Source organism: Rhizobacter sp. P2_H3 (genome assembly GCF_056403355.1).
Genome location: NZ_JBFUFQ010000103.1, coordinates 1 through 20,304, shown reverse-complemented (window position 1 = coordinate 20,304; position 20,304 = coordinate 1). Strand labels below are relative to the sequence as shown.

Genomic DNA, 20,304 nt, shown 5'->3' with positions numbered 1-20,304 from the left:
GATCATGGCGCGCAAGGGCCGGCTGGTGACCTCGCTGCCGAAGTCGCTGATCACGCTGTACCAGTCGCAGATCCAGTGCGACGGCCTGGCGGCGATGGCGTTCTCGCAATCGGGCCAGAGCCCCGACCTGGTGGCGCCGATGCGCTATTTCAGCGACGGCGGCGCCTGCACCGCGGCCTTCGTCAACGACCCGGAGTCGCCGCTCGCGAAGGCCGCGCAGTGGGTGTTCCCGCTGCACGCCGGGGCCGAGACCRGCGTCGCGGCGACCAAGAGCTTCATCACGCAGATGGTGGCCGGCGCGCGCACGGTGGCCGCGTGGCAGGACGACCTGGTGCTGCAGGCCGCGCTGTCGGCGCTGCCCGGCGTGCTGTCGCGCGCCGCGCATGCCGACTGGACGCCGGCGGTCGATGCGCTGGTCCACGCCGACAAGCTGTTCGTGATCGGCCGCGGCACCGGGCTGCCGGTCGCGCTGGAAGCGGCGCTGAAGTTCAAGGAGAYCTGCGCGATCCAGGCCGAGGCGTTCTCGGGCGCCGAGGTCAAGCACGGCCCKATGGCGCTGATCGACGAAGGCTACCCGCTGCTGATCTTCGCGCCGCGCGGCCCGGCGCAGGCCGGCCTGCTGGCGCTCGCCGACGAGATGCGCGCGCGCGGCGCCAAGGTGCTGCTGGCGGCGCCCGGCGGCACGCCGCACGCGAACCTGCCGATCGTCGAGACCGCGTCGATCGAGCTCGACCCGATCTCGGTCGTGCAGAGCTTCTACCCGATGGTCGAGGCGCTGGCGCGTGCGCGCGGCTTCGATCCCGACAAACCGAAGTTCCTGGCCAAGGTGACGAGGACGCAATGAGCACGGTGTTCCATCCAGGGCAGTTGGTGATGGTCAACATCCCGGGCAAGAACCTGGATGGATCGACCGCTTCATTCCTGCGCGAGCACCACATCCGCGCGATCTGCCTGTTCCGATGGAACCTCGGCACCGAGGCCGAGGTGCGCAAGCTCACCGCCGACCTGCGCGAGGCGATGGGCGAGCATGCGCTGATCGGCATCGACCAGGAAGGCGGCTCGGTGGTGCGCTCGACCTTCCTGCCGCAGGCACCGGCCGCGATGGCGCTCGGCGCCGCCGGCGACGAGGCGATGGCCGAGGAGGTCGGCGCGGCGGTCGCGCGCGGCCTCGCGAGCCTGGGCATCAACTGGAACTTCGCGCCGGTGCTCGACGTGAACAACAACCCGGCCAACCCGGTGATCGCCGAGCGCAGCTTCTCGGAAGACCCGCTGGCGGTGACGAAGCTGGCCGGCGCGTGGATGCGCGGCTCGCTGCGCGAAGGCGTGGCCTGCTGCGTGAAGCACTTCCCGGGGCATGGCGACACGCACGTCGATTCGCACCGCGACCTGCCCGAGGTGAACAAGTCGCTGGCCCAGCTGGAGGCGCTGGAGTTCGTGCCGTTCCGCGCGCTGCGCCACGAGGCGCCGGCGATGATGACGGCGCACATCGTCTACCCGCAGCTCGACCCCGAGCACCCGGCGACGCTGTCGCGCCGCGTGCTGGGCACGCTGCTGCGCGAGAGCTGGGGCTACGACGGCGTCGTGATCACCGACTCGCTGGTGATGAAGGCGATCCACGACCGCTACGGCCACGACCGCGCCGCGGTGCTCGCGCTGCAGGCCGGCGCCGACATGGTGATGGCGCTCGGCACGCAGGAGGAGCAGCTGGCCGCGATCCGCGCGATCCAGCGCGCGCAGGCGAGCGGCGACCTGGGCGCCGAGAAGCTTGCCAAGGCGAACGCGCGGCTCGACCGCCTGGCCGCCCGCTACCCGGTGCGTCATGCCGACTACACGCCGGCGCAGCACGAGCGCGACGACGACCTGATGCACCGCGCCTGGGCCGCCGGCCTGACGACGCGCGGCACCGCGCCGGTGCTGCGCCGCGATCACCGGCTGCGCGTGTTCACGCAGCGCGCGGTGCCGAGCGACGGCGTCTCCGAGGCCGGTCTCGCGGGCGCGCAGGTGGCCGAGCTGTTCGGCGGTTTCGCGAGCGTCGACATGGTCGAGCTCGACGTGCTGGCCGAGCTCGACTGGACCACCATCCCGCGCGACGGCCGCCTGAACGTCGTCGTCTCGAACCACCGCGACCGCTACGACGCGCGCGCCAAGGCGTGGCGGGCCGACCTGCACGTCGTGCTGTGGAACCCGTACCAGGCGCTGGACATCCCGGCGCCCGCCGTCATCACCTGGGGCTATGCCACCGGGGCGCTGGTCGCGTTGCGCGACTGGCTCGAACGCCGCACCACCGCACCCGGCCGCTCGCCGGTGCGGCTGGACACCCGTCGCTGATCCACACCGAAGTTCTGGAGTTCCCCCGCATGACCACCGCCACGAAGGGTTCGCCGATCCGCTGGGTGCCGAGCCTCTACCTCGCGCAGGGGCTGCCGTTCTTCGCGGTCAACGTGATCGCGCAGCAGATGCTGATCAGCATGCAGGTGCCCAACGAGCAGATCACGCGCTGGCTCGGCGTGCTGAGCCTGGCCTGGGGCATCAAGTGGCTGTGGAGCCCGTTCCTCGAGCTGGCGCCGAGCAAGAAATCGGTGGTGATCGTGTTCCAGCTGCTCGGCGCGGGCGGGCTCGCGCTGACGGCGATCGCGCTGCACCTGCCGGCGTTCTTCGTGATCGCGATCGCCGCGCTGTCGCTGGTGTCGCTCGCGTCGGCGACGCACGACGTGGCCTCCGACGGGCTGTACATCGCGAGCCTCGACAACAAGGCGCAGGCCGAGTACGCCGGCTGGCAGGGCGCGTTCTTCAACGTCGCGCGCTTCGTGTCGGCGGGCGGCCTGCTGATCCTCGCCGGCTCGCTCGAGAAATCGATCGGCGTGCCGGCCGCCTGGACCGCGATCTTCCTGATGCTGGCCGCCGCGATGGTGGTGCTCGGGCTCTACAACGCGTGGTCGCTGCCGGGCACGCGCAACGTGGCCTCGGAAGCCGGCTCGGCCGCCGACGTGAGCCGCACGCTGTGGCACGTGATCCAGGATTTCCTGCGCAAGCCGGGCATCTGGCTCGCGATCCTCTTCATCATCCTGTTCCGCGCCAGCGAGGGGCAGATCCAGACCATCGGGCCGATCTTCCTGCGCGCCGCGCGCGACGTGGGCGGGCTCGGCCTCAGCACCGACCAGGTCGGCTGGGCCTACGGCACGGCGGGCACGATCGCGTTCATCGGCGGCAGCATCGTCGGCGGCTACTTCGCGGCATGGCTGGGGCTGAAGCGCGCGATGGTGTGGCTGATCCTCGCGATGAACCTGCCGAGCATCGCGTTCGTCTTCCTCAGCACCGCGATGCCGACGAACTTCGGCGTGATCGCCGCGGCGCTGAGCCTGGAGATGTTCGGCTACGGCTTCGGCTTCGTCGGCGTGATCCTGTACCTGATGCAGGTGGTGTCGGTGGGACGCTACCAGACGGCGCACTACGCGATCGGCTCGGGCGTGATGGGGCTGGGCATGAGCCTGTTCCGCACCATCAGCGGCGACATCCAGGTGGCGCTGGGCTACCAGAACTTCTTCCTGTGGGGGCTCGCGTGCGCGGTGCCGGTGCTGATCCTTGCGCGCTTCGTGCCCTTGGAATCGAAGCCGGCCGAGCCCACGGCGCCGACGCAGGTGGCCGAGGCCTGAGCACGCGATGAAGATGCGCCGCCTGTCACTCGCTGCATGCGTCATCGCCGGCTCCTTGCTGGCGGGGTGCGCCGGCGTGCCTGCGCCTGCTGCAGTGCCTGCGTCACCGGCAGCCGGCGTGTTCTTCGACGACTTCAGCCAGCCGAACGTCGCCGCGCTCGCCGCCGGCGGCTGGACGGTGCGCGACAAGCGCGGCCACCCCGGCATCGAGGGTGCAGGCTGGGGTGCGGGCGCGCTGTCATTGGTCGACGATCCGGCGCAGCCCGGCAACCGGCTGCTGCGCCTGAGCGCGCGCACCGACGGCACGCCCGCCGGCACGACGCAGGCCCAGCTGTGCCATGCCCGCAAGTACCTCGAAGGCACCTACGCCGCCCGCATCCGCTTCAGCGACGCGCCGGTGCAGGGGCCGGATGGCGACGTGCTCGTGCAGACCTTCTACACGGTGAGCCCGCTGCGCTTTCCGTACGACCCGCAGTACAGCGAGCTCGACTGGGAGTACCTGCCGAACGGCGGCTGGGGCGATGCGCGCACGCGGCTCTACGGCGTGAGCTGGCAGACGGTGCGCCTCGACCCGTGGGATGCGTACAACCAGCCGCTGCAGCACTTCGCGGCGCTGGGGCCTTCGGGCGGCGGCTGGCATGTGCTGATGATGCAGGTGGCCGGCGGCAAGAGCCGCTTCTTCCTGGACGGCCGGCAGCTCGACGAGCATGGCGGGCGCAATTACCCGGTCGTGCCGATGGCGATCGCGTTCAGCCAGTGGTTCGTGCCGGCGGGGCAACTGGCCGGCGTGTCGGCGCCGCGCGCGTATGAAGAGGATGTCGACTGGGTCTACCACGCACGCAACCGCGTGATGACGCCCGCCGAGGTGACGCAGGCGGTGCAGGCGCTGCGCCGTGCCGGGCAGACCGCCGTCGACACCGTGCCGGCGGCCGAGCCGCCGCTCACCTCCACCTGCGACTTCTGAGGTCACGCCGTGCAGCCCGCGCCCATTCACATGAACGCATGCCGCACGGACCGCCTTCCGGCCTCAGCCCGCGTTCAGCTCGGCGACGAAGTCGTACATGTCGCCGCGGTAGAAGCTCTGCGAGAGCTCGATCGCACGGCCGTCGCGCAGGTAGCCCAGCCGCTCGACCAGCAGCCCGGCATCGCCGACGTTCGCCTCCAGCAGCCGCGCCTGCTCGGCGTTCAGCAGCAGCGCCCGCAGCCGCTGCAGCGCGCGCACCGGCCGGTTGCCCTGCTGCTCGAGCGCCGCGTACAGCGAATCGCCCACCGCTTCCAGCGACGGCAGGCAGCCCGCCACCACGGTAGCGATCTCGATCGCCATCGGCGCGTCGTCGGCATAGCGCAGCCGGTTGAAGCGGTAGACCAGCGCGCCGGGGCTCAGCGCGAGCTTCAGCGCCTCTTCCGGCGTCACCGTGCCTTGCGAGCGCTTCAGCCACACGCTGTGCGGGCGGCTGCCGCGGGCGCGCATGTCCTCGGAGAACGAGGTCAGCTTCGCGAAGTTCTTCTCGACGCGAGAGGACACGAAGTTGCCAGAACCCTGCCGGCGCACCAGCCAGCCTTCTTCGGCCAGCCCCTCGATCGCCCGGCGCACCGTGATGCGCGAGACCGCGAAATCCTCGGCGAGCTGGCGCTCGGAGGGCAGGGCGTCGTCGGGCCCCAGCACGCGGCGCTCGATGGCCTCGCGCACCGCACGCTGCAGCTGTTGGTACAGCGGCAGGCTGTGATTCGGGTCCAGCGGCTTGAGCACCTGGGCCAATGTCGTCATGCAAACCCCTTTGTTTTATCCGGCTCGTGTGGCCGGGTTGCGGCGATCTCTCAAGGGTAGATGGTGATGGACCATACCAATTCAATACAAGAAGTCCGAAAGGACCGCACGAATGACAGTTTCAATGGCCCTCGGACCGCACTTTACATCAGTGGTTTCCCCGTGGTTGCTGACTGACGACGCTATTGCAATCGCGTGAAATTGGTAGCATAGTGGCCTCTAGTGGTAGCTTACTGGTACTAGAACTGGCATCAAAAGCGTCACGGTTCTCGGGGGAAGGAGCTGCAGTCCACTTTCCCGGTGGTCTGCAGATGAGGTCCCAGGTTTCCTAACAGGCCGAATCAGTTTCGGCGGCCCATTAACCCAGGCAACAGAGGCAGACATGAAAGCTAAAAGGACTCCCATCGCATCGGCGGTCGCGCTTGCTCTGATGAGCGCGTTCACCGCTGCCCACGCACAGGACGCAGCCGCACCAGCGGCTGCCGCCGCGTCGGCACCGCAGCCGGCGCAGGCCGCTTCGGCGCCGGTGGCGGCCGAGAAGCCGATTGAAACTGCCGCGCCGGCGAAGAACGCGCAGAACCTGGAAGCGGTGGTGATCACCGGCATTCGTGGCTCGCTGCAGCAGTCGCTGAACCGCAAGCGCAACGCCGATTCGGTGGTTGAAGTCATCACGGCCGAAGACATCGGCAAGATGCCGGACAAGAACGTCGCCGATTCGCTGCAGCGTATCCCGGGCGTCAACATCAGCTCGGCCGGCGCCGGCGAAGGCGGCTTCGACGAAGCCGACCGGGTCAGCCTGCGGGGCACCAACCCCAGCCTGACGCAGACGATGATCAACGGCCACATGGTCGGCTCCGGCGACTGGTTCGTGCTGAACCAGGTCGGCACGGTCGGCCGCAGCGTCAGCTACTCGCTGCTGCCGTCGGAACTGGTCGGCGCCGTCGTCGTGAACAAGAGCTCGCGCGCGGACCTGGTCGAAGGCGGCGTGGCCGGCACGGTCGACATCCAGACCCGCAAGCCGCTGGACTTCAAGAAGCAGCTGACGCTGGAAGCGACGGTGGGTGCGGTGTATGCCGACCTGCCGGAGAAGACCGATCCGCAGTTGAATGCGCTGTTCAACTGGAAGAACGAGGCCAACAGCTTCGGCGTGCTGGTCCAGGCGTTCTCCGAGAAGCGCCACCTGCGCCGTGACGGCCAGGAAATGCTGGGCTACACGGCCATCGCCGCGGGAAGCCCGATCGCGTTGTCGAACCCCGACCTCGCGGGCGTCCTGTATCCGAACGGCATCGGTTCGGCCTTGTTCGAGCAGGAACGCAAGCGCGAAGGCGCCTTCATCGACCTGCAGATCAAGCCCACCAACGACGTGACGCTGGACCTGAGCGGCTTCCGCTCGAAGATGGAAGCCACCAACTACAACCGCAACTACCTGATCTTCCCGTCGAAGATCCTGGACGGCGGCAACGGACAGGCGCCGGATCCGGGCTACGTCGTGCGCAACGGCACGCTGGTGTCCGCAACGTTCCAGAACATCGGTGTGCCCGGCCAGACGCCGGCGCAAGACAAGCAATACGGCATCGTCGACCAGATCTACCGCCCGGGTGCCAATGCGGTCAGCGACTTCTACAACCTGGATGGCAAGTGGAACGTCAACGACAAGCTGACGCTGCTGAGCAAGATCGGCACTTCGAAGGGGAAGGGTGAAACGCCGAAGCAGGCCGTCTACGAGCAGGACATCCTGAACACCGGTGCGAGCTACACGCTGCATGGCATCAGTTCACCGGCCGATGCGGCCTTGCCGGGGATCAACCAGGGCAGCTTCAACGTGCCGGGCCAGACCCGGCTCGACTGGGTCTTCGGTGCCAGCCCGGCCGCCACGAAGGACAAGGAAAACTGGGGCCAGCTCGATGGCGAATACGCCCTCGAGGCAGGGGCCGTCACCGGTCTGAAGTTCGGTGCGCGCTTCGCCGAGCACACGCGTGAGTCGACCTGGACGGCCCAGGGTCCTGGACCCGGTGCATTCGACAACCTGCCGGCCTGGAATGGCACGACCTACCCGGGCAATTTCGGCGGTGGCCTGGGTGGCGGCAACTTCCCGCACATGCCGTGGCAGCTCGATCCGGCTGCGCTCGAGGCCTGGGGCGACCAGTACTCGAACCGCGATCCGGTGTCGCGCCAGTACTGGCCGGGTGAGTTCTCGATGCGCGAGAAGAACACCGCGGCGTACGTGATGGCCAACCTGGAAGGCAACCGCTGGAGCGGCAACGTCGGCGTGCGCCTGGTCCGCACGAATGAAAACGTGTTGCAGAACGTCGCGATTCCTGCAGGCGTCGACCCGGCCACCGTGCCCGGTGCGATCACCACGTCGGCCTTCGGCCCGTTCTATCGCAACGAGGTGACCAACACCTACACCGACGTGTTGCCCAGCGTCAACCTGAAGTACGACGTGTCCAAGGACCTGGTGGCGCGCTTCGGCATCGCCAAGACCATGGCACGCCCTGACTACAGCGCACTGGCCGGTTCGGTGAGCCTGGACGAACTCACGCACACGGGCAACGGCGGCAACCCGAACCTGGAGCCCATCCGCTCGACGAACGTGGACCTCGGGCTGGAGTGGTACTTCGCTCCGCGCTCGCTGTTGTCAGCCAGCCTGTTCTACATGGACCTGAACAACTACGTCAGCTTCGGCAAGACGCAGACCCAGTACATGAACGTCCGGACGGGCGTGCTGGAAACCTTCACGATCAGCTCGCCGACCAACAGCAGCGGCAAGGTCCAGGGCTTCGAACTCTCGTACCAGCAACCGATCGGCGCCGGCTTCGGCACCATCGCGAACTACACGTACGCCGATGCCGAGGAAACCGGTGGCGGGCCGCTGGTGGGTGCTTCGAAGAACACCTACAACCTGACCGGCTACTACGAGAACGACAGCTTCAGCGCCCGCGTGAACTACAGCTTCCGCTCGAAGTTCTACAACGGCCTGGACCGCAGCACGGCGCAGTACCAGGACGACACCGACAACGTGTCGGCGTCGATCGGCTACAAGATCAACGACAACCTGACGGTCACGCTGGACGGGATGAACCTGAACAACCCGAAGCTGAAGTACTACGCGAACAACCCGGATCAGCCGACCGCGTTCTACGTGAACGGCCGCCAGTACTACCTCTCGCTGCGCTTGAAGATGTAAGTCCGAGGACGTCGAAGACAACACCGGCCTCGCAGGGGGACCGGTGCTTGGGGATCGAGGGCGGGGCAGCGATGCTCCCCCTCTTTTTTTTGACGCGGGCCGAGGACTGCGAGAATCCGGCCACTCAAAGGAAGCCGGGAGGGGCGCTTGGTCAAACGATGGCGTGCGTGGTTCGCAGGGTGGCTGCTTGCGGCGGCCTGGGCATCGCCGGCGGCGGCCCGGCTGCCGCTCGAAGCTTTCGCGCGCCTGCCGGCGATCCAGCATGTGGTCCTGTCACCGGGCGGCGACCGCTTTGCCGCCGTGCTGAACCGGGGCGATGAATCGGTGCTGGTCACGCGCGACGTCAAGGGCGGCGCGCCGGTGATCGTCGGCACGTTCGACAACAGGCTGCACCACCTGGGCGCCGTGAATTGGGTCAGCAACGAGCGCCTGATGGTGCGCGTCTACCACCTGCAGACCCAGGGCGAGGAGATCAGTGGTGCGGCCTCGCTGCTGTGGTCGGTGCGCTTCGACAACACCGATCCGGTGCGGCTGCAGTCGAACTTCTCGCTGCTGGACGTGCTGCCGGACGGTCGCCATGTGCTGGTCGAGGACGGCTCGTTGGCGCCCGATGTCTATCGCCTGGATGTCAGATCGGGCGATTCGCGACTGGTGCAGGCGGGTCGCACCGAGGTCGAGGACTGGGTGGTCGACCAGGCGCATCGCGTGCGCATCGGCATCCGGAGGGACGAGGCATCGGTGCGCATCGTCGAGAGATCGGCGGAAGGGTCCGACTGGAGGACCCTGTGGGACTTCAAGCTGCTCAGTGGCAAGGAGATCTGGCCCCTGGGGTTCGGTCGCGATCCACAGCAGCTCTATGTCCGCGCCGAGCATGAGGGGCGGCTGGCGGTCTACCGCGTCGACCTCTCCGATCCCGCGCTGGCGCTTCACCTGCTGCTCAGCGATCCGGACCGCGACATCGCCGGCTCCTTGCTGGTGTCGCCCTCCACGGGTGACGTGTTCGGCGTACGCGATGCGAGCCTGGGCGATTCCGGCCTCTACGTCTGGGATCCTGAATTGAAGGCCTTGCTGGCCCGCGTCGATCGTGCGCTCCCCGAGCGCGCCAATCGCCTGCTGCAGTTCAGTGCGGACGGGCAGAGGTACCTGATGTACTCGAGCGGCAACGGCATCCCCGGCCAATTCTTCATCGGCAACCGGCAGACCCGCGAGCTTGCCCTGCTCGCCGAGACCTATCCGGACCTCGACCCGGACCAGCTGGCCCGCAAGGAGGCGATCAGCATTCGCGCGCGCGACGGCCTCGAGCTGGGCGTCTACCTGACGCGGCCCAAGGATGCGAGCGCCGGCAAGCCCCTGCCGACGGTGTTGCTGCCGCACGGCGGCCCCGACGCCAGCGACGACGCCGACTTTGACCACTGGGCGCAATTCCTGGCCGATCGCGGCTACGCGGTGGTGCAGGTCAATTTCCGCGGATCGTGGGGCCTGGGTCGTACTTTCCGTGCCGCCGGCTTCGGCCAGCGCGGCAAGGCGATGCAGGACGACCTGACCGATGCCCTGCACTGGCTGATCGCCAAGGACATCGTCGATGCCGATCGCATCTGCATTGTCGGAGCGAGCTACGGCGGCTACGCCGCCTTGATGGGTGCAGCTCTGACGCCGGACCTCTACCGCTGCGCGGTCAGCTTTGCCGGCGTCAGCGACCAGGCCGCGATGTCGCGGCGTGCCCACCGGCGCGGCCGTGGTTTCCTGAACGATGCGATGGTGGGCTCGCCTTACATCGGAGGTCCCGATCTCAAGGCCATCTCGCCGCGCTACCTGGCCCGGCAGATCCAGGCCCCGGTGCTGCTGATCCACGGCAGTGCCGACGGCATCGTGCCGGTGCAGCAGAGCGAATGGATGGCAGATGCGCTGCGCAACGCGGGCAAGCCCGTGCGCTTCGTGCGCCAAGCCTTCGGCGACCATGCGCTGAGCCACCAGCCCTACCGGATTCAGTTCTTCCAGGAACTCGAATCCTTCCTGGCGGAGAACCTGCGACCGCGGCCTTGACGGCCGCCATGTGATCACCCGCAGCCACTTACACCCCGCCACAACCCCGCACCGTTGTTTCGGGTTTCCCTCTATCCCCAACTGCACGATCTGCACTAAATTCACGCCTTGGAATCGGTTCCAAGTGGCCTGAAGAGCAACAACAGCCGTCAAATCCCGCCGCACACAAACCACCGCGCCGGTTCCTCATGCGGCGGGCGCAGCCACTGCGCCCGTGAATTCCGCCAGCCCCGCCGGGCCGGCCTTTGACGGAGATCGACATGTTGACTTCAGCAGGGATGCACCGCGTCCCCCGCCCGCGCGCGAACGGCGCCGGGTCGTGGGTGACGCTTTTCTTGTGGGCCTGCGCTGCGCTGCTCGCGGCCATCGCCTTTCCGGCCCGCGCGGCCGACTACACGCAGGGCGTTGCCGTGTCCGGCAGCACCGCGACGATCTGGTTCAAATCCACCGTCGCCACGACCTGGGTCGACACGCACTACACCGTCAACGGTGGCGGCCAGCTGAACGTGCGCATGACCTGGTCCAGCGCCAACGCGCGCTATGAGCAGGCGGTGACCAACGCGGCGCAAGGCACCGTGCTCGGCTACTCGTTCACCTACAACAACGGCAACCCGGCCTATGACACGCCGGCCTTCAGCTACACGGTGGGCGGCACGACCCCGCCGGTCGACCCGGTGCCCACCGGCATCGCCTGCTTCTACGAGAACGCCAACTACGCCGGCGCCGTGACCTGCGCCGACGCCGACAGCAGCTGGGTCGGTGGCACGTGGAACGACCGCTTCTCGTCGGTGAAGGTGCGCGCCGGCTACAAGGTGCAGCTCTTCAACGACATCAACTACGGCGGCGGTTCGGTCACGCTGACCGGCGACACGCCGAACCTCGGCAGCGTCGGTTTCAACGACCTGGCCTCGTCGTTCAAGATCACGACCAACGGCAGCACGCTGCCGACCTCGGACACGCCGGACTTCGGCCCGAACGTTTCGATCTTCGAGCCGTCGACGCCGATCGACACCATCCGCACCAAGGTCAACAGCGCCTTCGACTCGATGAACAAGAGCTCGACCGCCCAGTTCGGCGGCCAGCGCTTCACCTTCCTGTTCAAGCCGGGCACCTACGACGACCTGTGGATCAACCTGGGCTTCTACACGACGGTGGCCGGCCTCGGCGTGAACCCCGACGACGTGCGCTTCCAGAACGGTGCGCTCAACGTCGACAGCGGCTGGAACCTCGGCGACGAGAAGAACGCGACGCAGAACTTCTGGCGCTCCGCCGAGAACCTGTCGATCGTGCCGAACGGCGGCACCAACCGCTGGGCCGTCTCGCAGGCCGCACCGATGCGCCGCATCCACGTGCTGGGCAACATGACGCTGGGCCCGTCGAACATGGACGGCGGCCAGGGCTACGCGAGCGGCGGCTACATCGCCGACAGCAAGATCGACGGCCAGATCAGCTCCGGCTCGCAGCAGCAGTGGTACACGCGTGACAGCAACCTCGGCAGCTGGACCGGCGGCGTCTGGAACATGGTGTTCTCCGGCGTGCCGGGCGGCCCGGCCGCGACCACCTTCCCGCAGCCGGTGTACACGGTGCTGCCGACCACGCCGTTCTCGCGCGACAAGCCCTACCTGTACATCGACAGCGCCGGCAAGTACCGCGTGTTCGTGCCGTCGCTGCGCACCAATGCGTCCGGCGCCAGCTGGGCCAACGGCGCGACGGCCGGCAGCTCGATCCCGATGAGCCAGTTCTACGTGGCCAAGCCGGCCGACACCGCGGCGACGCTGAACCAGGCGCTGGCGCAAGGGCTGAACCTGTTCTTCACGCCGGGCACCTACCAGCTCAACGACACGATCCGCATCACGCGGGCCAACACCGTGGTGCTGGGCCTGGGCTTCCCGGCCCTGGTGCCGACGGGCGGCGTGGTGCCGATGAGCGTGGCCGATGTCGACGGCGTCAAGATCGCCGGCCTGCTGTTCGATGCCGGCACCGTGAACAGCCAATCGCTGCTGACGGTCGGCCCGACGGGGGCCGCGAACAACCACGCGGCCAACCCGATCAGCATCCACGACATCTTCTTCCGCATCGGCGGCGCGGTGTCGGGCAAGGCGACCAACAGCCTGATCGTGAACAGCCACAACACGATCATCGACCACATCTGGGCCTGGCGCGCCGACCACGGCATCGCCGCGACCGGCTGGGGCATCAACACCGCCGACACCGGCGTGGTCGTGAACGGCAACGACGTGCTGGCCACCGGCCTGTTCGTCGAGCACTACCAGAAGTACGAAGTGATCTGGAACGGCCAGAACGGCAAGACGATCTTCTTCCAGAACGAGTTCCCGTACGACCCACCGAGCCAGACCACCTGGCGCAGCGACGCGGTGGGCTATGCCGCGTACAAGGTGGCCGATTCGGTGACGACGCACGAGCTGTGGGGCGGCGGCGCGTACTGCTTCTTCAACATCAACCCGCAGATCCACGCCGGTCGCGGCTTCGAGGTTCCAGCCACGCCGGGCGTCAAGCTGCACAGCGTGCTGACGGTCTCGCTGGGCGGCGTGGGCGTGATCGACCACGTGGTCAACAACACCGGCGCGGCGGCACAAGGCGTGTCGACGATCCCGGTGAACGTGATCAACTTCCCGTAAGCGCCGCAGGCGCCTGAAGCGCGGCCCGTCGCTGTGAAGCGGCGGGCCGTTTTCTTTGGCGGGCGCTCAGGGCCGGCCCGCGGCCGGCGAGAACGGCCGGCGCGCGCCGCCGGTGCGGCGGTCGGCCTTGTCGGTCACGCGGCCCATCGCACTCATCGTGCGGCCCTGCGCTTCGAGCAGCTGCAGGCTGTGGGCCAGCACATCGATCTGCGCCGCGTCGAGCGCGGCCAGCAGCTCGGTGTTGAGCTGCGCGATGCGCGGGAACAGCTGCTCGTACAGCTGGCGGCCGCTGTCGGCCAGGCTCAGGTGCACGACGCGCTTGTCGGCAGCACTGCGCCGGGAGTTCACGAGCCCCTTCTTCACCAGGCCCTGCAGCGCGCGCGAGGTGCGCACGCGGTCGAGCTGCAGGCGCTCGGCCAGCGCCGACGAAGTGATCTCGTCGATCGGGTACAGGCTCGCCACCATGCCCCATTCGCGCCGCGTGATGCCGAAGCCGCCCTCGACCAGGCGCGTGACCATGCCGCCGCTGGCGCGCACGACGCGGGCCAGCCGGTACATCAGCAGGTCGTCGAGGCCCTGCGGCGCGAGCAGGGATCGGGCGGTGACGGGAGCGGTCATCGGACTGTGTCGTGATTCRCACGCGGCATCGATGCGTGCAGATGATGGATTAGATCAACCATCGGGCCGTCACCTAGATTCGCACCAAGTGACGGAGGGTTGAATGCGTTCCTTGCTCTCATGGCGCCTGGTCGCCGGATTCAGTGTCGCACTGGCCTCCTGGGGCGTCCAGGCGGCCGCGCTGGACGGCACGCTGACGCTGGTCGTCGGCTATGCACCGGGCGGCGGCTCGGACCGTGTCGCCCGCGTCATCGGCGACAAGCTGCACAGCGCACTCGGCGTGACGGTGGTGGTCGAGAACGTGGCCGGCGCCGGTGGGCGCATCGCCGCGCAGCAGGTGCGCCGCGCGGGCGCGAACCAGAACGTGCTGATGCTGGGCAACCCGGCCGTGATGGTGGTGGCGCCGCTCGTCTTCAAGGATGTGGGCTACGACCCGGACAAGGATTTCGTGCCGGTCTCGCGCGTGGCCGACTACCAGTTCGCGGTGGCCGTGGGCCGCGAGGTGCCGGTGCGCGAGTGGCCGCACCTGGTGGCCTGGCTCAAGGCCAATCCCGAGAAGGCCAACTTCGGCGTGCCCGCGGCCGGCAGCCTGCCGCACTTCTTCGGCCTGATGCTGGGCGATGCGGTGAAGGTCGCACCGCAGATCGTCAGCTACCGGGGCTCGGCGCCGCTGGCCAACGACCTGCTGGGCGGCCAGCTGCCGGTGGCGATCGACACGCTGGACGCGCTCTATGCCCAGCATGCGGCCGGCAAGGTGCGCATCCTGGCGATGTCGGGCACGCAGCGCGCGGGCTTCGCGAAAGACATCCCGACGTTCCGCGAGGCCGGCTTCAACGTCGCCGCCACCGGCTGGAATGCCTTCTTCGCACCGGCATCCATGCCGCCGGCCAAGGTCCAGCTGCTCGGCCAAGCGATCCGCACCGCGATGCAGGACGAGTCGGTGCGCAAGGCCTTCGAAACCATGTACCTGACACCGGTGCTCAGCACGCCGGCCGAGACGGCGCAGATGCTGAAGACCTTCCGCGCGCAGTGGGAGCCGGTGGTCAAGCGGGCGGGCTTCGTGCCCTGATCACCACGACAACGGGAGACAACCCTTGAACTTGCCCCTCCTCTGGCGGCCGCTGGCCGCCTGCTGTCTCGTGCTCGCGACTTCGGCCGCTGCGGCGCAGGCGCTGAACGAGCCGGTCACGCTCGTCGTCGGCTATGCGGCCGGCGGCAGCACGGACCGCGCGGCCCGCGTGGTGGCCGAGCACCTCGGCAAGAAGCTCGGGGTGGCGGTGACGGTCGACAACCGCCCCGGCGACGGCGGGCGGCTCGCCGCGCAGCAGCTCAGCCACACGCCGGCCAACCAGAACCTGCTGCTGCTGGCCAACCCCGCGGTGATGGTGGTGGCCCCGATCGTCTTCAACAAGGCGGCGGGCTACGACGCCGACAAGGATTTCGTGCCGGTGTCGCAGGTGACCAGCTACGACTTCGCGATCGCCGTCGGCCCCGCGGTGCCGCTGGACCGGCTGATGTTCCTCGTCAGCTGGCTGTGGGCCCATCCGCAGGACACCAGGTTCGGCGTGCCGGCCACCGGCAGCCTGCCGCACTTCTTCGGCCTGATGGCGGGCGACGCCCTCAGCATCAAGCCGCAGATCGTCGGCTACAAGGGGTCGGCGCCGCTGCTGGCCGACGTGGTCGCCGGCAAGGTGCCGATCGCCATCGACACGCTGGATTCGCTGTACCCGCAGCACGTCGCCGGCAAGGTCCGCATCCTGGCGGTGTCGGGCACGCAGCGTGCGAGCTTCGCGAAAGACATCCCGACCTTCCGCGAGGCCGGCATGAAGGTCGACGCCGCCGGCTGGAACGCCTTCTTCGCGCCCAGCTCGATGCAGCCGGCCAAGGTGCAGCTGCTCGGCCAGGCGATCCACGACGTGATGCAGGAGCCGGCCGTCCAGCAGGCCTTCAATGCGTTGTTCCTGGCCCCGGTGGTCAGCACGCCGGCGGACACCGCGAAGATGGTCAAGGCCTTCCGCGAGCAGTGGGAGCCGGTGGTGCGCCGCTCCGGCTTCGCGCCCTGAGACGAGGTGAGCGAGTCCACGATGCCGCGCAACGTCCTGTTCATCATGGCCGACCAGCTCCGGCGGGATCACCTGGGCTGCTACGGCCACCCCTGGCTGCGCACGCCCCACATCGATGCGCTGGCGCGCCGCGGCGTGCGCTTCGAGCAGGCCCACGTCAATTCCGGTGTCTGCGGGCCCTCGCGGATGAGCTACTACACCGGCCGCTACCCGTCGAGCCACGGCGCCACCTGGAACCGCGTGCCGCTGTCGATCGGCGAGCTGACGCTCGGCGACTACCTGCGCGGCGCGGACCGGCGCGTCGTGCTGGCCGGCAAGTCGCACGTCATCCCGGACCGCGAGGGCCTGGCGCGGCTGCACCTCGACGGCGGCAGCGAGCTCGCGGCCCTGCTCGAACGCGGCGGCTTCGAGGAGATCGACCGCTACGACGGCCACCACACGCCCGGCGCCGAAAGCGGCTACCCGGCCTTCCTGCGTTCCCACGGCTATGCCGGCGCCGACCCGTGGAGCGACCACGTGATCTCGGCCGTCGACGCGAACGGCCAGGTCGTCAGCGGCTGGCACATGCGCAACGTGCACCTGCCGGCGCGCGTGCGCGAGGAGCACTCGGAGACGGCCTACATGACCGACCAGGCCATGCGCTTCATGTCGCGCGTGGGCGACGAGCCGTGGGTGCTGCACCTGAGCTACGTGAAGCCGCACTGGCCCTACATGGCACCGGCCCCGTACCACGCGCTCTACACGCCCGACCAATGCCTGCCGGTGCTGCGCACCCAGGCCGAGCTGCGCGACGCGCATCCGGTGCTGGCCGCCTACCGCGAGAGCGAGGAGAGCCGCAGCTTCTCGATGGACGAGTGCGTGCGCACCGTGCGGCCGGCCTACCAGGGCCTGATCCACCAGCTCGACGACCACCTCGGCCGGCTGTTCGAGCACATGGACCGGCTCGGCGTGCTGGACGACACGCTGATCGTCTTCACCGCCGACCATGGCGACTTCCTCGGCGATCACTGGCTGGGCGAGAAGGAGCTGTTCTTCGACATGGTGCAGCGCGTGCCGCTGATCGTGGTCGATCCGTCGCCGGCGGCCGACGCCACGCGGGGCAGCGTCGACCCGCGCTTCGTCGAGAGCGTGGACATCGTGCCGACCGTGCTGGAGGCGCTCGGCATCGAACGCCCGGCACACCGCCTCGAAGGCGAGAGCCTGCTGCCGCTGCTGCACGGCGGCACGCCGGCCTGGCGCGACAGCGTGTACTCGGAGCTCGACTACAGCTTCAAGCAGGCGCGGCTGCGCCTGGGCAAGAGCCCGCAGAACGCGCGCGCCTGGTCGCTGCGCACGGCGCGCTGGCGCTACGTGTACTGGCTCGACGAACCCGAGCAGCTCTACGACCTGCAGTCGGATCCCGACGAGATGCACGACCTGGGCCGCGACGCGGGGACGCTCACCCGGCGCATCGAGTTGCGCACGCAGCTGTTCGACTGGCTCGCGCGCCGCAAGCGGCGCACCACGGTCAGCGATGCGGTGGTCGAGCGCGGGACCCACGCGCACAAGCGCGCCGGCGTGTACTTCGGACAGTGGTAGGCCCCTGGCGGCCGGCCCCGTGCGGGCGCACACTACGACCAGGTTCGTAGCGGGGAGCAGCTGCCATGACCACCGTCGCCGACATCCTCAAGGCCAAGGTCGACACGACCGTCCACACGATCGACCCCGCCGAGTCGGTCTATGACGCGCTGCGCCTGATGGCGCAGGCGAACGTCGGCGCGCTGGTGGTCGTCGAGGACGATCGCGTGGTCGGCATCGTCAGCGAACGCGATTACGCCCGCAAGGTGGCGCTGAAGGGCCGTGCGTCGCGCGAGACGCCGCTGCGCGACATCATGGCCAGCCCGGTGATGTACGTGCACCCGCGCCACACCAGCGAGGAATGCATGGCGCTGATGACCGACAACCGGCTGCGCCACCTGCCCGTGATGGAGAGCGGCAAGCTGATCGGCCTGGTCTCGATCGGCGACCTGGTGAAGAACATCATCTCCGAGCAGAAATTCATCATCGAGCAGCTGGAGCACTACATCGCCGGGGACCATTCCTGACCGGCCAGCGCATGGTCGGCCAGCAGCAGCGCGAACAGGCCGAACAGGTAGGCGATCGAATAGCGGAACACCGGCATCGCCAGCCGCACGTCGCGGCGCAGGCGCCATGCCAGCATGACGAAACGCCCGCCGAGCAGCATCGCACCGGCCAGGTAGGGCAGGCCGCTCATGCCGATCGCGAACGGCAGCGCCGTGATCAGCACCAGGGCCACGGTGTAGTGCAGGATGCGCGCCGACGTGAAGGCGACGCCGTGGGTCACCGGCAGCATCGGCACCTCGGCGCGCGCATAGTCGTCGCGGCGGTGGATCGCCAGCGCCCAGAAGTGCGGCGGCGTCCACACCAGGATGATCAGGAACAGCAGCAGCGCACCCGGGTCGAGCTGGCCGGTCACCGCGACCCAGCCGAGCAGCGGCGGGGCCGCGCCCGCCGCGCCGCCGATGACGATGTTCTGCGGCGTGCTGTGCTTCAGGAACAGGCTGTAGACCACCGCGTAGCCGACCAGCGACGCGAAGGTCAGCGCGGCGCACAGCGGGTTCGTGAAGACCAGCAGGAACACCATGCCGCCCAGCCCCAGCCCTGTCGCGAACACGATCACCTGCCCGGCGCGCACCGTCCCGCGCGGCAGCGGCCGGCCGCGCGTTCGCGCCATGACCGCGTCGATGCGCCGGTCGACCAGGTGGTTGACGGCCGCCGCGGCACCGGCCACCAGGCCGATGCCCAGCGAGCCGAAGACCAGCGCGCGCCACGGCAACGCCCCGCGTGTCGACAGCAGCATGCCGACGAGGACGGTGAACAGCATCAGCGCGACGACGCGCGGCTTGGTCAGCTCCAGGTAGCTGCGCCAGGGCGCGCGGGCGGCCGGGACGGAGGCGATGGTATCGATGGGGCAGCCCTCAGCGGAAGAAGAGCAGGCGCGTCAGGTGCGTGTGGCCGGCCTCGGACGCCATCAGCCCGACCAGCACCAGCAGGCACAGCGGCGGCAGCAGGATCGCGCAGATCAGCGCCAGCCGCTCCCAGGCCAGGTGCATGAAGACCGCGACGATCAGCCCCGCCTTCAGCAGCATGAAGACCACGATCAGGGTCCAGCGCAGCAGCCCCTGGAAATGGAAGTAGTCGACGCCGTACGACAGCGTGCTGAGCACGAACAGCAGCGCCCATATCTTGAGGTACAGGCCGATCGGATGCTGTTGCCCGGTTCCCGTCGTCATGGCACACCTCACCACAGGTAGAACAGCGCGAAGATGAAGACCCACACCAGGTCGACGAAGTGCCAGTACAGGCCGGCGATCTCGACGATCTGGTAGTTGCCGCCGTCGTAGCGGCCGCGCAGCAGGCGCACCGCGATCACGACCAGGTAGATCACGCCGGCCGTGACGTGCAGGCCGTGGAAGCCGGTGATCATGAAGAAGGTCGAGCCGAACTGCGCCGCCCCCATCGGGTTGCCCCAGGGCCGCACGCCTTCGAGGATCAGCTTGGTCCATTCGAAGGCCTGCATGCAGACGAACATCTCGCCGAAGCCGGCGGTGATGAACATCAGCGCCGCGGCATTGACGCGGTCGCGCCGGTACGCGCAGTTCACCGCCATCGCCATCGTGCCGCTGCTGGTGATCAGCACGAAGGTCATGATCGCGATCAGCAGCAGCGGCACGTCGGCGCCGCCGACGTGCAGCGCGAACACCTGGCTCGGGTTGGGCCAGGGCACCGTGGTCGAGGTGCGCACCGTCATGTAGCCGGTCAGGAAGGAGCCGAAGATGAAGGTGTCGCTGAGCAGGAAGAACCACATCATCGCCTTGCCCCAGGCGACGTGGAACGCCTGGCGGTCGGACGACCAGTCGGTGACCAGCCCGCGCCAGCCGAGCGGTGGCGCTGCGCCGGGGTCGTGGATGACGGCACTCATGGTGTCACCCCCTGCCGCAGATGAACCGGACCACGTCCGGCGTCAGCCCGCCGAGGGCGGCGAACAGCACCGCCCACACGGCCAGCAGGAAGTGCCAGTAGCGCGCGCACAGCGCGATGCGCCGCGCCACGCGCGCCGGCTCGGGCGGCGGCGACGCCGCGGCGGGCATCGTCGAGGCCCAGGCGACCAGCCCGCCGAGCACGTGCAGCCCGTGCAGCGCCGTCAGCACGTAGAAGAAGCTGGCGGCCGGGTTGCCGGCCAGCCCCACGCGCGCGGCCAGCAGCGATTGCCAGGCCCACAGCTGCACGCCGATGAAGGCCATCGCGCACACGCCGCCGGCCAGCAGCAGGC

17 protein-coding genes are annotated in these 20,304 nt (G+C 68.7%); 11 read left to right on the top strand and 6 right to left on the bottom strand.

From position 1 onward, the window contains the following. From AC1D1T_RS18585 to AC1D1T_RS18570, 4 genes are all read left to right on the top strand, one after another. The coding region (locus AC1D1T_RS18585; RefSeq protein WP_477992282.1) for an SIS domain-containing protein at positions 1 to 844 on the top strand (844 nt) is incomplete at its 5' end. After that, positions 841 to 2,328 carry a beta-N-acetylhexosaminidase gene (gene nagZ, locus AC1D1T_RS18580; RefSeq protein WP_465114889.1) on the top strand — a complete coding sequence of 496 codons (1,488 nt, stop codon included), beginning with the start codon at positions 841 to 843 and terminating at the stop codon, positions 2,326 to 2,328. The genes AC1D1T_RS18585 and nagZ, both read left to right, overlap by 4 nt. A 29-nt stretch (positions 2,329 to 2,357) precedes the next feature. Then, on the top strand, positions 2,358 to 3,653 hold the full coding sequence (locus AC1D1T_RS18575; protein ID WP_047510698.1) for an MFS transporter: 1,296 nt from the start codon (positions 2,358 to 2,360) through the stop codon (positions 3,651 to 3,653). 7 nt (positions 3,654 to 3,660) lie between these two features. Further along, complete coding sequence (locus tag AC1D1T_RS18570; protein ID WP_477826726.1) at positions 3,661 to 4,617, top strand: glycoside hydrolase family 16 protein; 957 nt, start codon at positions 3,661 to 3,663, stop codon at positions 4,615 to 4,617. Between the two features lie 63 nt (positions 4,618 to 4,680). Here the strand turns inward: AC1D1T_RS18570 and AC1D1T_RS18565 are convergent, their stop codons facing one another. Then, positions 4,681 to 5,421: a GntR family transcriptional regulator gene (locus AC1D1T_RS18565; protein WP_047510694.1), complete on the bottom strand. Its 741-nt coding sequence runs from the start codon at positions 5,419 to 5,421 to the stop codon at positions 4,681 to 4,683. A gap of 430 nt (positions 5,422 to 5,851) precedes the next feature. On the opposite strand from AC1D1T_RS18565, the gene AC1D1T_RS18560 reads away from it, so the two are divergent. The 3 genes from AC1D1T_RS18560 (at position 5,852) to AC1D1T_RS18550 (ending at position 13,290) form a co-directional block, all read left to right on the top strand. Continuing rightward, a complete protein-coding gene (locus AC1D1T_RS18560; protein WP_477838403.1) occupies positions 5,852 to 8,608 on the top strand; it encodes a TonB-dependent receptor in 2,757 nt (918 codons plus the stop codon). Positions 8,609 to 8,755: 147 nt separating this feature from the next. After that, a complete protein-coding gene (locus AC1D1T_RS18555; RefSeq protein WP_465114895.1) occupies positions 8,756 to 10,651 on the top strand; it encodes a S9 family peptidase in 1,896 nt (631 codons plus the stop codon). Positions 10,652 to 10,911: 260 nt separating this feature from the next. Continuing rightward, complete coding sequence (locus AC1D1T_RS18550) at positions 10,912 to 13,290, top strand: pectate lyase-like domain-containing protein (RefSeq protein ID WP_477992281.1); 2,379 nt, start codon at positions 10,912 to 10,914, stop codon at positions 13,288 to 13,290. A 66-nt stretch (positions 13,291 to 13,356) separates the two neighbouring features. On the opposite strand, the gene AC1D1T_RS18545 is transcribed toward AC1D1T_RS18550, so the two are convergent. Continuing rightward, positions 13,357 to 13,908 carry a MarR family winged helix-turn-helix transcriptional regulator gene (locus AC1D1T_RS18545; RefSeq protein WP_465114898.1) on the bottom strand — a complete coding sequence of 184 codons (552 nt, stop codon included), beginning with the start codon at positions 13,906 to 13,908 and terminating at the stop codon, positions 13,357 to 13,359. Between the two features lie 103 nt (positions 13,909 to 14,011). Here AC1D1T_RS18545 and AC1D1T_RS18540 point away from each other — a divergent pair, with 103 nt between their 5' ends. From AC1D1T_RS18540 to AC1D1T_RS18525, 4 genes are all read left to right on the top strand, one after another. After that, positions 14,012 to 14,977 (top strand): tripartite tricarboxylate transporter substrate-binding protein, encoded by a 966-nt coding sequence (locus AC1D1T_RS18540; protein WP_477825536.1) that lies wholly within the window; start codon positions 14,012 to 14,014, stop codon positions 14,975 to 14,977. Positions 14,978 to 15,002: 25 nt separating this feature from the next. Further along, positions 15,003 to 15,971: a tripartite tricarboxylate transporter substrate-binding protein gene (locus AC1D1T_RS18535; RefSeq protein WP_477825535.1), complete on the top strand. Its 969-nt coding sequence runs from the start codon at positions 15,003 to 15,005 to the stop codon at positions 15,969 to 15,971. Between the two features lie 21 nt (positions 15,972 to 15,992). Beyond that, complete coding sequence (locus AC1D1T_RS18530; protein ID WP_477825534.1) at positions 15,993 to 17,549, top strand: sulfatase-like hydrolase/transferase; 1,557 nt, start codon at positions 15,993 to 15,995, stop codon at positions 17,547 to 17,549. Between the two features lie 65 nt (positions 17,550 to 17,614). Then, positions 17,615 to 18,055 carry a CBS domain-containing protein gene (locus tag AC1D1T_RS18525; RefSeq protein WP_047510675.1) on the top strand — a complete coding sequence of 147 codons (441 nt, stop codon included), beginning with the start codon at positions 17,615 to 17,617 and terminating at the stop codon, positions 18,053 to 18,055. Here the strand turns inward: AC1D1T_RS18525 and AC1D1T_RS18520 are convergent. The 4 genes from AC1D1T_RS18520 to AC1D1T_RS18505 all read right to left on the bottom strand — a co-directional run. Continuing rightward, positions 18,031 to 18,939, bottom strand: coding sequence for a heme o synthase (locus tag AC1D1T_RS18520; protein WP_477825539.1), 909 nt, complete (start codon positions 18,937 to 18,939; stop codon positions 18,031 to 18,033). The genes AC1D1T_RS18525 and AC1D1T_RS18520 overlap by 25 nt on opposite strands. Positions 18,940 to 18,949: 10 nt before the next feature. Next, positions 18,950 to 19,264, bottom strand: a complete 315-nt coding sequence (locus AC1D1T_RS18515; protein ID WP_047510671.1) for a cytochrome C oxidase subunit IV family protein — start codon at positions 19,262 to 19,264, stop codon at positions 18,950 to 18,952. A gap of 8 nt (positions 19,265 to 19,272) precedes the next feature. Next, positions 19,273 to 19,953: a heme-copper oxidase subunit III family protein gene (locus AC1D1T_RS18510; protein ID WP_477838410.1), complete on the bottom strand. Its 681-nt coding sequence runs from the start codon at positions 19,951 to 19,953 to the stop codon at positions 19,273 to 19,275. 4 nt (positions 19,954 to 19,957) lie between these two features. Continuing rightward, a partial coding sequence (locus AC1D1T_RS18505; protein WP_477992280.1) for a cytochrome c oxidase subunit 3 occupies positions 19,958 to 20,304 on the bottom strand: 347 nt, incomplete at its 5' end.

Excerpts from the sequence above, each read along its gene's own strand:
- AC1D1T_RS18560 (WP_477838403.1), top strand. The coding sequence starts at position 5,852 with ATGAGCGCGTTCACCGCTGCCCACGCACAGGACGCAGCCGCACCAGCG.
- nagZ (WP_465114889.1), top strand. The coding sequence starts at position 841 with ATGAGCACGGTGTTCCATCCAGGGCAGTTGGTGATGGTCAACATCCCG.
- AC1D1T_RS18530 (WP_477825534.1), top strand. The coding sequence starts at position 15,993 with ATGCCGCGCAACGTCCTGTTCATCATGGCCGACCAGCTCCGGCGGGAT.
- AC1D1T_RS18540 (WP_477825536.1), top strand. The coding sequence starts at position 14,012 with ATGCGTTCCTTGCTCTCATGGCGCCTGGTCGCCGGATTCAGTGTCGCA.
- AC1D1T_RS18515 (WP_047510671.1), bottom strand. The coding sequence starts at position 19,264 with ATGACGACGGGAACCGGGCAACAGCATCCGATCGGCCTGTACCTCAAG.
- AC1D1T_RS18525 (WP_047510675.1), top strand. The coding sequence starts at position 17,615 with ATGACCACCGTCGCCGACATCCTCAAGGCCAAGGTCGACACGACCGTC.
- AC1D1T_RS18545 (WP_465114898.1), bottom strand. The coding sequence starts at position 13,908 with ATGACCGCTCCCGTCACCGCCCGATCCCTGCTCGCGCCGCAGGGCCTC.
- AC1D1T_RS18510 (WP_477838410.1), bottom strand. The coding sequence starts at position 19,953 with ATGAGTGCCGTCATCCACGACCCCGGCGCAGCGCCACCGCTCGGCTGG.
- AC1D1T_RS18570 (WP_477826726.1), top strand. The coding sequence starts at position 3,661 with ATGAAGATGCGCCGCCTGTCACTCGCTGCATGCGTCATCGCCGGCTCC.
- AC1D1T_RS18565 (WP_047510694.1), bottom strand. The coding sequence starts at position 5,421 with ATGACGACATTGGCCCAGGTGCTCAAGCCGCTGGACCCGAATCACAGC.
- AC1D1T_RS18575 (WP_047510698.1), top strand. The coding sequence starts at position 2,358 with ATGACCACCGCCACGAAGGGTTCGCCGATCCGCTGGGTGCCGAGCCTC.
- AC1D1T_RS18550 (WP_477992281.1), top strand. The coding sequence starts at position 10,912 with ATGTTGACTTCAGCAGGGATGCACCGCGTCCCCCGCCCGCGCGCGAAC.